Here is a 15,446-nt window from a genome sequence, read left to right on the forward strand (position 1 = left end):
GTGACGAGCCCGGACGGGTGGACGACATGCAGGACCCAGAGCACGGCCCGGACGACGACGCTCTCGACACCTGTGCCGCGGAACCCATCCACGTGCCCGGCTCGGTGCAGCCCCGCGGGGTGCTGCTCGTGCTGCGCGACGACGTGGTGGTGCAGGCCTCGGCCACGCTGCCCGAGCTGATCGGCCCGCAGCCGGCCGACGTCCTCGGCCGGCCCCTGACCGCGGTGCTCGGCGCCGAGGCCGTGGCGGCCCTGCGGCTCGAGGACGTCACCGAGGGCGGGCCGCTCGCGGACGGTCTCCGGCGGGTGACGCTGGACGGCCGCACGTGGGTCGCGTCGACCCACCGCAACCCGCAGGGCGCCGTGGTCGTCGAGCTCGAGCCGCTCGCGGACCAGGCCGCCGACCCGGCGGAGCCGTACCGCGCCGCGTACACCGTGCTCGGCCAGGCGGCGACGGCCGGCTCGCTGGACGAGCTGTACGACCTCACGGCGCGCGGGGTGCGGGAGGTGACGGGCTTCGACCGGGTGATGGTGTACCGGTTCGACGAGGACCACCACGGCCAGGTCGTGGGCGAGGCGCGGCGCGCCGACCTCGAGCCCTTCCTCGGACACCGGTACCCGGCCGGCGACATCCCGCCCCAGGCGCGCGCCCTCTACGAGAAGAGCTGGCTGCGCCTCATCCACGACGTCGCGTCCGTGCCCCGGCCCCTGGTGCCCGCGCTGCTGCCGGCCGCCGGAGAGCCGACCGACCTCTCGTTCGCCGGCCTGCGGGCGGTGTCGCCGGTGCACGTCGAGTACCTGCGGAACATGGGGGTCGCCGCCTCGATGTCGATCTCGCTGCTGCGGGGCGGGCGGCTGTGGGGGATGGTCGCGTGCCACCACGTCGCCGGCCCGCACACGCCGTCGCTCGAGGTCCGCGCGGCGGCCGAGGCGCTCGCGGCGGGGCTGTCCCTGCAGATGGTGGTGCGTGCCGCCGCGGACGACGCGCAGCACGCCCGCGAGGTCTCCCGTGCGCTCGAGGCGCTGGTCCGGGCGGAGGACGACCCGGTGGCCGACGCCGTCGCGCAGCCGGGGCTGCTGCGCATCCTCGGCGCCGACGGCGCGATGGTCCGCACCGGCGACGCGACGGCCACGGTCGGGCTGGTCCCGGACGAGCCCGAGGCCGTGGTCGACGCCGTGCGGCGGACGGCGCGGCCCCGCAGGGACGGCGGCACGGAGCCGGTGTACGCGTCGCACGACCTGCGGGCCGAGCACCCGGGGCTGGCCGACCGCCTGGGCGACGTCGCGGGCGCGCTCGTCGCCCCGCTGCCCGACGGGGACCTGCTCGCCCTGTTCCGCAGCGAGGTCGCGCGCGAGGTCACGTGGGGCGGCGACCCGCACGAGAAGACGGTCGACCGGGACGAGAGCGGCGCGGTCGTGCGCGTGGGCCCGCGACGGTCGTTCGCGGCGTGGCGCGAGGCCGTGCACGGCACCTGCGAGCCGTGGTCGGACCATGACGTCCGCGCGGCCCTCGTGGCGCGCCGGACCATCGTCGAGCTCCTGTACCGGCGGTCCCGGCCCGACCTGGGCGCGGCGCTGGTGCTCCAGCACTCCTCGCTGCCGGCGGAGCTGCCGACCCTGCCGGGGTGGCGGCTCGAGGCCCGCTACCGGCCCGCGGACGGCGGCCGGGTCGGGGGCGACTGGTACGACGCGTTCGAGCTGCCCGACGGCCGCACCGCCCTCGTCATCGGGGACGTCGCCGGGCACGGGCTGCCCGCCGCGTCGGCGATGACCCAGCTGCGCAACGGCCTGCGCTCCTTGCTGCTCGAGCACCGTGACGTCGCGACGGCGGCGGCCGGCCTGGACCGCCTCGCCCGGACGCTCCTCACCGACGACATGGCCACGCTGCTGGTCGGCATCCTCGACGTAGACCCCGAGACCGGCACGGGCGGCGTCGACTACGTCTGCGCCGGGCACCTGCCGCCGGTCGTCGCAGACGCGGACGGCGCGCGGTTGGTCGAGGTGGTCCGCAACCCGCCGGTCGGGGCGATGCGCGCGGCCGTGCGTGCCGGGCGGATCGACCTCGTGCCGGGCGAGTCCCTGCTCCTCTACACCGACGGCCTCGTGGAACGACGCGGCACGCGGCTCACGGAGCGGCTGGAGGACCTGCGCTCCACCGTGGGGCTCACCCGCGACCTCGAGGTGATCGAGCACAAGCTCGCCGGGCTCGAGTCCGACGACGACTCCACGATGCTCATGGTGACGGCCCTGGGCCGCCGCTGACGGAGACGCCCCGTCGTCGTCGCCACCCTCACTCGCACTCGCACTCGCACTCGCACTCGCACTCGCGGTCCGGCGGCGCCGCCGGACCGACGCCGGAGGCAGGCGGCGCGCGGGGGCGGGCCGGTGCAGCGGGCGCTCGTGCCGGCGCGGGCCGCCGTCGACCCGGGCGTTCGACGAGCCGTGCTCGGCGACGAAGGGTGGGCGCATGGTGGTCCTCCTGGGCGTGGTGCGGTCGGCCCTCGCGGCCGTTCCCAGGCTCGCCGTGGCCCCGGCACGGATCAACGGCCGATCCGGCTACGCTCGTTCACCCCGGGTCAACGATCGGTCGCCCCGGGCCGAGGGGGGCACGGCGGCGAGGGGTGGGACGGGGCGTGGAGCTGCGTGAGATCGAGATCTTCCTGACCCTCGCGGAGGAGCTGCACTTCGGCCGGACGGCGGAACGGCTGCACGTCTCGGTGTCGCTCGTGAGCCAGTCGATCCGCAAGCAGGAGCGGGCCGTCGGGGCGCCGCTGTTCGAGCGCACCAGCCGCAAGGTCGAGCTCACCCCCGTGGGTGAGGTGCTGCGCGCGGGCCTGCGCCCCGCATACGAGGGCATCGGCGCCGCCGTCGCCGTCGCCACGGTCGCGGCGCGGCGCGTGGCCGGCACGCTGACGCTCGGCTTCATGGGTGGGCAGGCGCACGAGCTGGAGCCCGACCTCGCCCGGTTCCGGGCGCGGCACCCCGACGTCGAGCTGCGCTTCCGCGAGGTCGTCTTCAGCGACCCGTTCGCCGCGCTGCGGCGCGGCGACGTCGACCTCCTGACGACGTGGCTCCCTGTCGAGGAGCCCGACCTCACCGTCGGCCCCGTGCTGCGGTCCGAGCCGCTGCGGCTCCTGGTGGCGACGGACCACCCGCTCGCGGCGGCGGGGCGGGTCGACGTCGAGGCGCTCGCCGAGCACGCCGTGCCCGCGGTCCGCGGGGCGGCGCCGCCGGCGTGGCTGGCCGGCGTCCTGCCCGAGCGGACGCCGGCCGGGCGGGAGGTCCCGCGCGGACCGGCCGCCGCCACCTACCAGGAGATCCTCGCCCTCGTCGCCGCGGGGAAGGTGGTGTGCCCGGTGCCCGACGAGGGCCGCCGCTACTTCCCGTGGCCGGGCGTCAGGTACCTCCCGCTCGACGGCGCGCCTGCGGTGCGCTGGGCGCTGGTGCGGCGCTCCTCCGACGCGACCGCGCCGGTGCGGGCCTTCGTCGCGGAGGTCGCCCGCGAGGGGTGAGCCGACCCGTCAGCCGGGGAGCTCGTCGAGCAGCCGGGACATCCGGTCGATCTCCGCGATCTGATCTGCCGCCACGTTCGAGGCGAACTCCTGGACCGTCTCGTCACGCCCGGCGGCGCTGAGGTCGTCGACCATCTCCAGCGCCCCCGCGTGGTGCTTGATCATGCCCTCGAGGAACAGCCGGTCGAACGCGGTGCCGTCGGCGTCCGCCAGGGCCGTCATCTCGGCCTCGGTCAGCATGCCGGGCATGGAGCCGTGGTCGTGGGCCTGCGGGGCGCGCGGCCCGCTCCCGTCCGACGGCGCGGCCGACGCCGTCGCCACCGCGGGCACCGGGAGGCCCTGGTCTTCGAGCCAGCGGCTCATGTAGTCGATCTCGCCGTCCTGCGTCAGGCGGATGCGGTCGGCGAACTTCGCGAGCGGCGCCGACTCCGACCGCTCGGGGACCAGCTGCGCCATCTCCACGGCCTGGGCGTGGTGGCCGATCATCCGCGTCATGAAGTCGGCGTCCGCCTCGGTGACGACGTCGGCGTCGCCCATGCCCTCGTAGTCCTCGGGGGCGATGGTCTCGGCGGGCTCGCCGGGCTTCCCCGGCGCGAGCACGGCCGACGACGGCGTCGGAGCCGGCGCGGGCTCCTCGGCGGTGCACCCGGCGGAGAGCCCCAGGGCGAGCGTGACGACGCAGGTCAGGGCGGCGCGACGGCCGCCCGAGCGACGGATCCGGGGGTCTGTGGTCACCGGAAGATCCTCTCCTGAGGTTGTTGCCACGGCGTAAAAAGATGCCCGCACACCTGGTGGGGAGGATGCTTCCAGACAACACTCAGTGTGACCAACACCACGAGGTGTGGCGCTAGCGCGTCGTCCAACCCTGAGTTCACGGAAGAGGAGTCCACGGATGCGGAGTTCACGGACGAGCAGTTCACGGACGAGAGGCGTCGCCGGTGTCGCCCTCTCGCTGGCCCTGATCGCGGGGGCGCTGGGTCTCGCGGCCCCCGCGTCGGCGTCCGATACCGCCGAGCCCGACGTCCCGCCGGGCGAGGTCGCGTCGTCGAACATCGAGCACCTCAGCAACAACCCGAAGAACGGCGCCCTGCAGGGCACCGGCTCGGACATCGCGTTCCAGGGCAAGTACGCCTTCGCGGGCAACTACGACGGCTTCACCGTGTACGACCTCTCCGACCCGGAGGAGCCCGTCCAGGCTCTGCAGGTGTACTGCCCGGGCTCGCAGAACGACATCTCCGTCTACGGCGACGTCCTGGTGCTCTCCACCGACTCGTCGCGCAGCGACGACTCGTGCGCCTCGACGACCCGGCCCGCGACGGAGAAGGACGCCTGGGAGGGCATCAAGGTCTGGGACATCTCCGACCCGCTGGAGCCCGAGTACGTCAAGTCCGTCGAGACGGCGTGCGGCTCCCACACCCACTCCCTGGCGCCGAGCAAGAACGGCAAGGACCTGTACGTCTACGTCTCGTCGTACAGCCCGAGCTCGACCTACCCCGACTGCCAGCCGCCGCACGACATCATCTCGGTCGTGAAGATCCCGATGAAGAACCCGGCCGCGGCGCGGCTCGTCGCCACGCCGAACCTCTTCCCCAAGGGCGGCTACGAGGGCGACCCGGACCGTCGCGCCTCGGCGACGTCCGGCTGCCACGACATCACCACCTACGCGCAGAAGGACCTCGCGGCGGGTGCGTGCATGGGCGACGGCATCCTCATGGACATCAAGGACCGCGCTCACCCGAAGGTGATCAGCACGGTCCGGGACACCGAGAACTTCGCGTTCTGGCATTCGGCGACCTTCAACAACGACGCGACCAAGGTCGTCTTCACCGACGAGCTCGGCGGCGGCGGGCTGGCGACCTGCACCGGCGAGTACGCCCCGGAGCTCGGTGCCAACGGCATCTACGACATCGAGAAGGAGCGGAAGAAGGGCGGGAAGCACGAGACGAAGCTCGTGTTCCAGAGCTACTACAAGATCCCGCGCATCAACGACGCCACCGAGAACTGCGTGGCGCACAACGGCTCGCTGATCCCGGTCAAGGGCAAGGACCTCATGGTCCAGTCCTGGTACCAGGGCGGGGTGTCGGTGTTCGACTTCACCAACTCGAAGAAGCCGAAGGAGCTCGCCTGGTTCGACCGCGGCGCGGGCGTCTCCAGCGGTGGCACCTGGTCCACCTACTGGTACAACGGCTACGCCTACTCGAACGACCTGGGGATCGGTTTCGACACGTTCGACATCGACGACCGGATCGACGGGAAGGCGAAGACCAACCTGCGGTCGCTCAACCCCCAGATGCAGCAGAAGTTCTGAGGCGCTGAGCCCGGCAGCGGCCGGGAGTGACGACGGCGGCCGGTCCACCCACGGGGTGGGCCGGCCGCCGTCGTCCGTCGGCGCTCCGGCCCCGATAGGTGGCCGGGTCGACGATCGTGATCGAATCGATATGTTCACCGGTCCAGAACGCGCCGACCTGCAATTTTATCGGCCCTATGGTGTGTTCTGCGTCTCATCTCCGGTGCGCTGAACGCCCGTGTGACAAGACGTGAACCACGGCGAAACACAGCGCGAGTAAGGTCAGCGACTGTTGCACAGGTCTATCGTGAGGCGCCCTGCCAAACCACCTCGGCCTGCGCTTTCGTCATCAGTGCGCGCGGCCCGCACCCACCGGGCAGGGGCCACGCGCGTCGTCGGGCCACGAGCCCCAAGTGCACAGGGAAGTCCATGCGTGTCGCGCCTCTCGCCATGCTGACCGGGAACCAGCCACCCGGACGAGGGGGCACCCCCGTGCCCGCACCGACGAGCGTGGTCGGTCGCGACTGATGGGCCGGTTCCTCCTGCGGCGTGGTGCGAACTACGTCGCGATGCTCTTCGTCGCCGTCTCGGCGACGTACCTGCTGGCCTCGGTCTTCATGGACCCCCGGTCCAACTACCTGTCGCGCAACCCGCGCCCGCCGATGGACTCCATCAACGCGTCCCTGACGGCGGCGAACATCAACGACGAGGACCCGCTGCTGCTGCGCTACTGGCGCTGGCTGACGGACATCGTCCTGCACTGGAACTGGGGCCTGAGCCCCGACCAGGAGCCGGTGGCCAGCGCGGTCGCGACGCGGATCGGCGCGTCGACGCAGCTCGTCACGCTCGCCACGGTGCTCGCGATCGTCATCGGCGTCGCGATCGGCGTCTACACCGCGATCCGCCAGTACAAGTGGCAGGACCGCGTGCTCGGCGGCTTCGCGACCTTCTTCCTCGTGATCCCGACGGCGGTGCTCGCGCTGTTCGTCGTCATCGCCGCGATCTACATCAACGAGGCGCTCGGGTTCCGGTTGTTCTACGTCACCGGGTTGCACAGCTACGAGGGCGACAACCCATGGTTGTGGCTGCTCGACCTGGCGCAGCACCTCATCCTGCCGACCATCGTGCTGACGATCATCGGCGCCGTGAGCTACCACCTCACGCAGCGCACGTACCTGCTCGACACGATGAAGGCCGACTACGTGCGCACCGCGCGGGCCAAGGGCCTGCCGCTGCACCTCGCGATCCGCAAGCACGCGCTGCGCACGTCGCTCATCCCGACGGCCGTGAACGTCGCGTTCTCGATCGCGACGGTGTTCACGGGCGCCGTGATCACCGAGACGATCTTCGCGATCAACGGCCTGGGCCGGTACTTCGTCACGACGATCGTCAACAACGACATCAACGGCGCGACGTGCATCGCGGCGTTCGCCGGCGTGTGCACCCTCGTCGGTGCGCTGCTGGCCGACCTCGTCGTCGCGTGGCTCGACCCGCGCATCAGGATCAGCTGAGAGGGGCTGGACAACCATGGCTGACTCCGAGCTGACCGTCACCGCCGCCGCCGTCCTCACGGCGGAGGACGAGCAGAGCACCGGGCTGCGGCGCACCGGGCGCTTCACCCTGATCGCCAGGCGCTTCGCGCGCCGCCCGTCCGCCGTCGTCGGGCTGGTGCTGCTGGTGCTGCTCGTCGTGTTCGCGTTCGTGGGCCCGCGCATCGCGCAGTGGGGCTACGACGAGCCCGACTTCCTCGCCCTCGCCCAGGCGCCGTCCGCCGAGCACTGGTTCGGCACGACGACGGGCGGGTCCGACGTCTTCGCCCTTGTGGCCCGCGGCCTCGGCCGCTCCCTCGCCATCGGCATCCTGTCGTCCGTGGCGATCACGGTGATCGCCGCGATCATCGGCACCACCATCGCCTTCTTCGAGGGCTGGGTGGAGCGCGTCGGCATGTGGGTCCTCGACATGCTGCTGGTGATCCCGTCGTTCCTGCTCATCGCGATGATCGTGCGCTCGTCGTCCGGCGCCAACGGCTGGATCTGGCTCACGTTCGGCATCACGGTCTTCGGCTGGATCGGGTACGCCCGCGTGCTGCGCACCCTGACGCTGTCGCTGCGCGAGCTCGACTACGTGCACGCCGCCAGGTACATGGGCGTGCGGTCGTTCACGATCATCCGTCGGCACCTCATCCCGAACCTCGGGTCGGTGCTCATCATCCAGACCGTGCTCGGCGTGGTCGCCGCCGTGAACTCCGAGACGGCGCTGTCGTTCCTCGGCCTCGGCATCAAGGCGCCGGACACCTCGCTCGGCACCATCCTCCAGGCGGGGCAGAGCGTCATCCTCACCGCGCCGTGGGTGCTCATCGCCCCGTCGGTCGCGCTGGTGCTGCTCACGTTCTCCGTGCAGCTCATCGGCGACGGCCTGCGCGACGCCATCGACCCGAACTCCCGGTCGGGAGGCCGAGCATGAACCCCGTCCTGAGCGTGCGCGACCTGCACGTGAGCTTCGCCTCGGAGGCCGGCACCGTCCGCGCCGTCCGCGGCGTGAACTTCGACCTCATGCCCGGGCGGACGCTCGGCATCGTGGGGGAGTCGGGGTCCGGCAAGTCCGTGACGTCCCTGTCGGTCATGGGGCTGCTCGACGAGAACGCCCGCGTCGAGGGCTCCATCCGGCTCAAGGGCACGGAGCTGCTCGGGCTCAGCGAGCTCGAGCTGTCCAAGTACCGCGGCAACGAGATGGCGATGGTCTTCCAGGACCCGCTGTCCGCGCTGACCCCGGTCTTCTCCATCGGCGACCAGCTCGCCGAGGCCCTCGACCTGCACCAGGACCTGAACCGCAAGCAGGTCAAGGAGCGGTCGATCGAGCTGCTCGACCTGGTCGGCATCCCCAACCCGGCCGAGCGGCTGCGGGCCTACCCGCACCAGTTCTCCGGCGGCATGCGCCAGCGGGTGATGATCGCGATCGCCATCGCGAACGATCCCGACGTCATCATCGCCGACGAGCCCACGACGGCCCTCGACGTGACGATCCAGGCCCAGGTGCTCGACGTCCTCAAGAAGGCGCAGCGCGAGACCGGCGCCGCCGTCGTGATGATCACCCACGACCTCGGCGTCGTGGCCGGCGTGGCCGACGACGTCCTCGTGATGTACGCCGGCCGCCCCGTGGAGCAGGCGCCCGTCGACGAGCTGTTCGCCCGGCCCGCCATGCCGTACACGATGGGCCTGCTGGGCGCCGTGCCGCGCCCCGACCGCGGCGAGAACCGCCGCCTCGTGCCGATCCAGGGCAACCCGCCGTCGCTGGTCGACCTGCCCGTCGGCTGCCCGTTCGCCGACCGCTGCCCGCTCGTCGAGGACCGCTGCCGCACGGCCGAGCCCGACCTGCTGCCCGTGGCCGGCCGGCCCGAGACGCTCGCCGCGTGCGTGCGCGCCGACGAGCTCGCCGAGCAGGGCGTCACGTTCGAGGACGCGTACGAGGTGGCCGAGGCCGCCGAGTCGACGCTCGAGTCGGTGCCCCGCTCCGAGCGCGAGGTCGTGCTCGAGGTCGAGGGCCTCAAGCGGCACTTCCCGCTCACCAAGGGCGGCTTCCTGCGCCGCCGCGTCGGCACCGTCAAGGCCGTGGACGGCGTCACGTTCGACGTGCGCGCCGGCGAGACGGTCGCGCTGGTCGGCGAGTCCGGCTCCGGCAAGACGACGACGCTCCTCGAGATCATGAAGCTCGAGGCGCCGCAGGGCGGCCGGGTCGCCGTGCTCGGCAAGAACCTCGAGGAGCTCTCGACGCGCGAGCGGGCGGGGCTGCGACGCGACCTGCAGATCGTCTTCCAGGACCCGATGAGCTCGCTCGACCCGCGCATGCCGGTCTACGACGTGCTCGCCGAGCCGCTCAAGGTGCACGGCTGGTCGCGGCAGAAGGTCAACGCCCGCATCGACGAGCTCATGAAGCTGGTCGGCCTCAACCCCGACCACGTCGACCGGTTCCCGTCGCAGTTCTCCGGCGGCCAGCGCCAGCGCATCGCCATCGCGCGGGCCCTCGCCGTGAACCCGCGGCTCATCGTGCTCGACGAGCCGGTGTCGGCCCTCGACGTGTCGATCCAGGCCGGCGTCATCAACCTGCTCGAGGACCTGCAGGCCCAGCTCGGCGTCGCGTTCCTCTTCGTCGCGCACGACCTGTCCGTGATCCGGCACATCTCCAGCCGCGTGGCCGTGATGTACCTGGGGCAGGTCGTCGAGTCCGGGGACACGGAGGCGGTCTTCACCGCGCCGCGCCACCCGTACACGCAGGCCCTGCTGTCGGCCGTGCCGCTGCCCGACCCGCAGCTCGAGCGCGGGCGCAAGCGCGTGGTGCTCGAGGGCGACCTGCCCAGCCCGGTGGAGGAGATCCCCGGCTGCCGCTTCGCGAGCCGCTGCCCCGTGCGCGCCACGCTGCCGGCCGACGACCAGCGGCGCTGCGACACCGTGCTGCCCGTCCTCACCGGCGGCGACGACCAGCTCGCCGCCTGCCACTTCCCGCTGACCAGGACGTCGGCGGGCCTCACAGACGTGCGGGAGACCACCCGCGCCTGACCCGTCCGGGTCATCTACCCCCCGGGTAGACGCTTCTCAAGGAGAATCATGACAACGATCCGCAAGAAGGGCGTCGGTGCGGTCGCTGCTGCCGCGGTGCTCGCGCTCACCCTGGCCGCGTGCGGCTCCGGCGGTGGCGACGACGAGGGCACGGCCAAGGGCAACGGCGACACGTCGATGACGACGCAGCCCGCCGACGGCGTCCCCTCCTCGTACAAGGGCGAGCTGCCCATGCCCGAGGCCGGCAAGGCGTACAACAACCCGCAGGACCGCGACGCGGTCGAGGACGGCGGCACGCTCACGCTGGCGACCTCCGAGGTCACGCCGAACTGGAACGCGTTCTCGGTCGACGGCAACACCCGCTACATGGGCGACTTCTGGAAGCTGTACCAGGCGTCGCTGTGGGACTACGACGTCGCGGGCAACCCGACGCCGAACCCGGACTACCTGTCGAACGTCGAGGTCACCAGCGAGGACCCGCTGGTCGTCACCTACGACGTCAACCCGAAGGCCACCTGGAACGACGGCACGCCGATCGACTGGACGGCCTTCGAGGCCACCTGGAAGGCGCAGTCGGGCACCATGAAGGGGTTCAACCCCCTGGGTACCACCGGGTACGACCAGATCAAGTCGGTGAAGAAGGGCAAGGACGACAAGCAGGTCGTCGTCACCTTCGACACGCCGTTCTTCCCGTACCAGTTCCTGTTCATCAACCTGATGCACCCGGACGCCCTGGACGCCAAGACCTACACCAAGGGCTGGGTCAACGAGCCGCACAACGAGTGGGCCGCCGGTCCGTTCATCGTCGACTCGCAGGACGAGACGCAGGCCACCTTCGTGCCGAACCCCAAGTGGTGGGGCGAGGCGCCGAAGCTGGAGAAGATCGTCTTCAAGCAGATGGACGACGCCGCCTCGATCAACGCCTTCCAGAACGGTGAGATCGACTCCGTCGGCGTCGCCGCGGCCGACCGCCTCAAGGTGGCGCGCGGCATGGACGACGTGCAGATCCTCATCAACTACGCCCTGTCGACCGGTGTGTTCACGCTGAACACCAAGGCCGAGGCGCTGCAGGACATCGCGGTGCGCAAGGCCGTGACGCAGGCGACCGACGTCTCCAAGCTCGCCGAGATCGACTTCCAGGGTCTCGGCTGGGAGGAGGACCCGGCCGGGTCCGAGGTCATGTCGCCGATCCAGGACGGCTACGAGAACAACATGCCGGCCGACGCCGCCTTCTCGGTGGAGAACGCCAAGGCGACGCTCGAGGGCGCGGGCTACACCCTCAACGAGGAGTCCGGCTACTACGAGAAGGACGGCAAGCCGGTCCACCTCAAGTACACCTTCTTCGGTGACAGCCCGACGCAGACCGCCATGGCGAACGCCGTGCAGGCGATGCTCAAGGCGGCCGGCATCGAGGTCGAGCTCGACAACCAGGACCCGTCGAAGTTCTCGGACACCGTCCTCGGCGGCAAGTACGAGATGCTGATCATGGCCTGGTCGTCCTCCGACCCGTACGGCTACAGCACCTCGGGCTGCCAGCTCTACTGCTCCGACTCGGACTCGAACTTCACGTACATCGGGACGAAGGAGATCGACGAGCTGATGAAGAAGCCGGGCACCATCGAGGACATCCCGGCCGCGATCACCGCCTTCAACGAGGCGGAGAAGAAGGCGCTCGAGCAGTACGGCACCTTCCCGATCGACTTCGGTCCGGAGATGACCGCGGTGAAGAAGGGCCTGGCCAACTTCGGCTGGCGCACCTCCGGGTTCGAGGGCCTCGCCCCGCACCCGGAGAACTGGGGCTGGCAGAAGTGACGCACCGCGTCACCCGCTGAGCACCACGCACGACGACGCCGCCTCGACCGCCCGGTCGGGGCGGCGTCGTCGCGCCCGGGAGCGACCGGGAGGTCAGCGGTGGCGGCGCAGCGCGCCCTCGAGGAGCGGGACGGCGACGGCGACCAGCGTGAGCGCCGCGCCGACGTAGGTCGCGGCACCCGGCGGGGCGACGGCGGGGGAGACGACGTCGAGGACGAGCGCGCCGACCACCTGGCCCGCGATCATCCCCAGCCCGAGCAGCAGCACGCCGATGCGCTGCACCACGGCCGCCTGCAGGGCGATGAAGACGATGCCGAGCAGACCGCCGGAATAGAGCAGCAGGTCGGGGGGCAGCGAGCCGGTGGGGGCGCCGTCGACGGCGAGCGACACCCCGAACACCACGAGCAGCGCCGCCGTCCCGACGAGGAAGCTCACGAACGTCGCGGCCAGCACGCCGCCGTCGCGGCCGCCGCCGGCAGGGCGCACGGCCGCGCGCACGCGGCCGTTGAGCGCCTGCTGGAACGACTGCAGCACGCCCGCCACGAGGGGGAACAGCGCCAGCCCGAGGGCGGCGGTCGCCGCGCCCGCGCCGGAGACCACGACGACGGCGACGACCGTGAGCACGGGGCCGAGGGCCCGGCCCACGGTCACCAGGCGCACGCCGCCCGGCGCGAGCCCGAGCCGGTCGATGACGAGGGAGCTCACCGACTGCCCGGCCACGAGCGCGATCGTGAACACGGCCACACCGAGCGCGTCGACCGTCAGCCCCTGCGACATCACGTAGAACGCGCCGCCGAGGCCGCCCAGGCACTCCCACCAGCGCAGGCCGCCCGAGGAGCCGCCGCGGCGCAGGCCGGCGCCGACCTGGGCGAGCGCCGACCGCCCGGCGCGGGAGAACGGGAGCGCGAGGGTGAGGAGCACCAGGCCCGAGCCGAACGACAGGGCGGCCGTGCCGAACGCCGTGCCCGTCTCGGTGGCGAGGGTGCCGTTGACGCGGCTCTGCAGCGCGGCGGCGAACCCCGCGACGATCGCGAGCGCCACCCCGACCGCCCGCCCGGTCCCGGGGCCTGCGGCGGGGTCGGGCGTCTGGTTCACCCCGGGAGTGTACGTCCGGGAAACCGGCGGGCCCCGTGTGAGGATCCGCCCATGACGGGAGCCCACGCACACGGCCACGCGCACGGCGGACCGGTGGCGCCGGCTCCACGACGCACCCGGCTCGTCATCGCGTGTCTCGTGCTGCCCGCGATCGTCGCGACGGCGCTCGGGATGTGGATGCTCTGGCCGAAGGCCGGCGAGGTGCCCGATCGCATCCCCGTGGTCGTGGACGGGAGCTCCTTCGTCGAGGTGACGGTGGCCGGGCCCCCGGGCGAGGACGCGTCGGGCGAGGTGACCCTGCCGATCGAGCTGCCCGACGGCGGCGCGTCACGCATGCAGGTCGACCCGCGGTTCGAGTTCGAGACCGGCGACGGCCTGGTGGCGCTGCACATCGGCGACCTCCAGGGGGAGATCGCCGCCCCCTACGTCTTCATGGAGCACCAGCGGGAGCTCCCGCTGGCGCTCCTCGCCGGGGCGTACGTGCTCGTCGTCCTCCTCGTGGCCCGGTGGCGGGGCCTCGCCGCGATCGCCGGGCTCGGTGTCGCGTTCGCGGTCTTCCTCGGGTTCACGTTCCCCGCCCTGCTCGCAGGCAAGGACGCGATGGCGATCGCGCTGGTGACGTCGTCGGCGGTGATGCTCGTCGTGCTCTACCTGGCGCACGGGCTGACGACGCGGACGTCGGTGGCGCTGCTGGGCACGCTGGCCGGCCTGGCCCTCACGGCCGCGATCGGCACGTGGGCCACGTCCGCCTCGAAGATCACGGGCGCGACGTCGGAGACCGCGCAGATGCTGCCGTCCATGGCGGCCGGGGTGGACCTGCAGGGCATCGCGCTGTGCGGGCTCGTGCTGGCGGGCATGGGCGTGCTGAACGACGTCACGATCACGCAGGCGTCGGCCGTCTGGGAGCTGCGCGCGCTGGCGCCGCTGGCCTCGCGCCGCGCCCTGTTCGCGCGGGCGATGCGGATCGGTCGTGACCACATCGCGTCGACGGTGTACACGATCGCCTTCGCCTACGTGGGCGCCGCGCTGCCCCTGCTGCTCACGGTGTGGCTGCTGGACCAGTCGCCCGTGACCGCGCTCACCTCGGGGGAGATCGCGGAGGAGATCGTCCGCACGTTGGTCGGGTCGATCGGCCTCGTGCTCGCCATCCCGATCACGACGGCGATCGCGGCGGTCGTGGTGCCGGGACCGCCGGACGCCGCCCCGGTCCTGCCTCGGCACGAGCCCGCCGAGGCACTCACGTGAGGTGGTCGAAGTCGCCGCGCACCCAGGCCGCGTGCCGCTCGGCGGAGCGCAGCACGACGTCGCGCGCGTCGGCCGGGATGACGCCGTCGAAGTTGTTGTAGAGGCGGTCGAAGGGCCGGCGGGCCACGTGCGCGGCGACGCGCGTCACGACCGCCGCGGACAGCGGGATGCGGTTGGGGTAGCTGCGCATGAAGCTCGCCGTGCGGTCCGGGTTCGCGAAGATCGTGTCGCCCGACAGCAGCACGCCCCGCCCGTCGGCGCCGGCCTCCCAGTGCACGACGGCAGAGCCCGGAAAATGTCCGCCGGGCTGGCTGAGCCACACACCGGGAAGGATCTCCCGCTCGCCCGCGGGTCCGGGGGCCCAGGTCTCGATCACCGGATCGGGGCGTGCGACCCAGCCGGCATCGGCCTCGCTGACCAGGACCGGGACCTCGCGTCCCGTGACCGCGGTCAGCCGCCGTGACCACTCGACCTGTGCCCCGAACATGTGCGGGTGGCTCGCAGCGACCGCGACGACGCCGCCCTCGCCGGCCAGGCCGGCCACGGCGTCCACCGCCGCGTCGTCGACGAAGCCCAGCGGGTCCCACAGCAGCGCACCGGCCGACGTCAGCACCAGCTTCGACTGCTGCCCGATACCGACCCCCGGCGCGACCTCCAGGGCGACGAGCCCCGGTTCGAGCTCGCGCACGGACACCGCGCACCCCTCCCCGGCCAGCTCCTCGAGGGTGGTCCAGGCCTGCCCCGACACCGGCACCCACTGGCGCTCGTCCGCGCAGATCGCGCACGTGTCGGGGCGCTCGGCGTGCTCGACCGCGCAGGTGCGGCACACGGAGACGGTGAGGGCAGCGGGGGGCGTCGTGTCGATCCCGGTGATGGTGGTCACGTCGCCCATCCTGCCCCCGAACTCCGCCTCGTGGGGGAGGCGGGACCCCGGCCGGTCTTC

At 72.2% G+C, this 15,446-nt stretch carries 11 protein-coding genes; 8 read left to right on the forward strand and 3 right to left on the reverse strand.

From position 1 onward, the window contains the following. The first annotated feature begins 26 nt into the window (after positions 1-26). Both ACFCZN_RS00355 and ACFCZN_RS00360 read left to right on the forward strand, forming a co-directional pair. Positions 27-2,261, forward strand: a complete 2,235-nt coding sequence (locus ACFCZN_RS00355; RefSeq protein ID WP_430555453.1) for a SpoIIE family protein phosphatase — start codon at positions 27-29, stop codon at positions 2,259-2,261. A 371-nt stretch (positions 2,262-2,632) separates the two neighbouring features. Next, positions 2,633-3,511 (forward strand): LysR family transcriptional regulator, encoded by an 879-nt coding sequence (locus tag ACFCZN_RS00360; protein WP_430555454.1) that lies wholly within the window; start codon positions 2,633-2,635, stop codon positions 3,509-3,511. 9 nt (positions 3,512-3,520) lie between these two features. On the opposite strand, the gene ACFCZN_RS00365 is transcribed toward ACFCZN_RS00360, so the two are convergent. After that, the gene (locus ACFCZN_RS00365; protein ID WP_429763083.1) at positions 3,521-4,246 is read right to left on the reverse strand and encodes a DUF305 domain-containing protein; all 726 of its coding nucleotides are present in this window, start codon (positions 4,244-4,246) and stop codon (positions 3,521-3,523) included. Between the two features lie 157 nt (positions 4,247-4,403). Here ACFCZN_RS00365 and ACFCZN_RS00370 point away from each other — a divergent pair, with 157 nt between their 5' ends. The 5 genes from ACFCZN_RS00370 (at position 4,404) to ACFCZN_RS00390 (ending at position 12,163) form a co-directional block, all read left to right on the forward strand. Next, the gene (locus ACFCZN_RS00370; protein ID WP_430555455.1) at positions 4,404-5,819 is read left to right on the forward strand and encodes an LVIVD repeat-containing protein; all 1,416 of its coding nucleotides are present in this window, start codon (positions 4,404-4,406) and stop codon (positions 5,817-5,819) included. Positions 5,820-6,325: 506 nt separating this feature from the next. Continuing rightward, positions 6,326-7,309: an ABC transporter permease gene (locus ACFCZN_RS00375; RefSeq protein WP_429763085.1), complete on the forward strand. Its 984-nt coding sequence runs from the start codon at positions 6,326-6,328 to the stop codon at positions 7,307-7,309. Between the two features lie 16 nt (positions 7,310-7,325). Beyond that, complete coding sequence (locus ACFCZN_RS00380) at positions 7,326-8,261, forward strand: ABC transporter permease (RefSeq protein ID WP_429763086.1); 936 nt, start codon at positions 7,326-7,328, stop codon at positions 8,259-8,261. Further along, the gene (locus tag ACFCZN_RS00385; protein WP_429763087.1) at positions 8,258-10,351 is read left to right on the forward strand and encodes a dipeptide ABC transporter ATP-binding protein; all 2,094 of its coding nucleotides are present in this window, start codon (positions 8,258-8,260) and stop codon (positions 10,349-10,351) included. Before ACFCZN_RS00380 ends, ACFCZN_RS00385 begins: the two co-directional genes overlap by 4 nt. A gap of 48 nt (positions 10,352-10,399) precedes the next feature. Further along, positions 10,400-12,163 (forward strand): ABC transporter family substrate-binding protein, encoded by a 1,764-nt coding sequence (locus tag ACFCZN_RS00390; protein WP_430555456.1) that lies wholly within the window; start codon positions 10,400-10,402, stop codon positions 12,161-12,163. Positions 12,164-12,256: 93 nt separating this feature from the next. On the opposite strand, the gene ACFCZN_RS00395 is transcribed toward ACFCZN_RS00390, so the two are convergent. Further along, positions 12,257-13,258 (reverse strand): DMT family transporter, encoded by a 1,002-nt coding sequence (locus tag ACFCZN_RS00395; protein ID WP_430555457.1) that lies wholly within the window; start codon positions 13,256-13,258, stop codon positions 12,257-12,259. A gap of 51 nt (positions 13,259-13,309) precedes the next feature. Here ACFCZN_RS00395 and ACFCZN_RS00400 point away from each other — a divergent pair, with 51 nt between their 5' ends. Next, the gene (locus ACFCZN_RS00400; protein WP_430555458.1) at positions 13,310-14,503 is read left to right on the forward strand and encodes a YibE/F family protein; all 1,194 of its coding nucleotides are present in this window, start codon (positions 13,310-13,312) and stop codon (positions 14,501-14,503) included. Here ACFCZN_RS00400 and ACFCZN_RS00405 read toward each other — a convergent pair. After that, positions 14,496-15,386: a hydrolase gene (locus ACFCZN_RS00405; RefSeq protein ID WP_430555459.1), complete on the reverse strand. Its 891-nt coding sequence runs from the start codon at positions 15,384-15,386 to the stop codon at positions 14,496-14,498. The genes ACFCZN_RS00400 and ACFCZN_RS00405 overlap by 8 nt on opposite strands. Positions 15,387-15,446 lie beyond the last annotated feature (60 nt).

Source organism: Isoptericola sp. NPDC056134 (assembly GCF_042264825.1).
Lineage (GTDB): Bacteria > Actinomycetota > Actinomycetes > Actinomycetales > Cellulomonadaceae > Isoptericola > Isoptericola nanjingensis.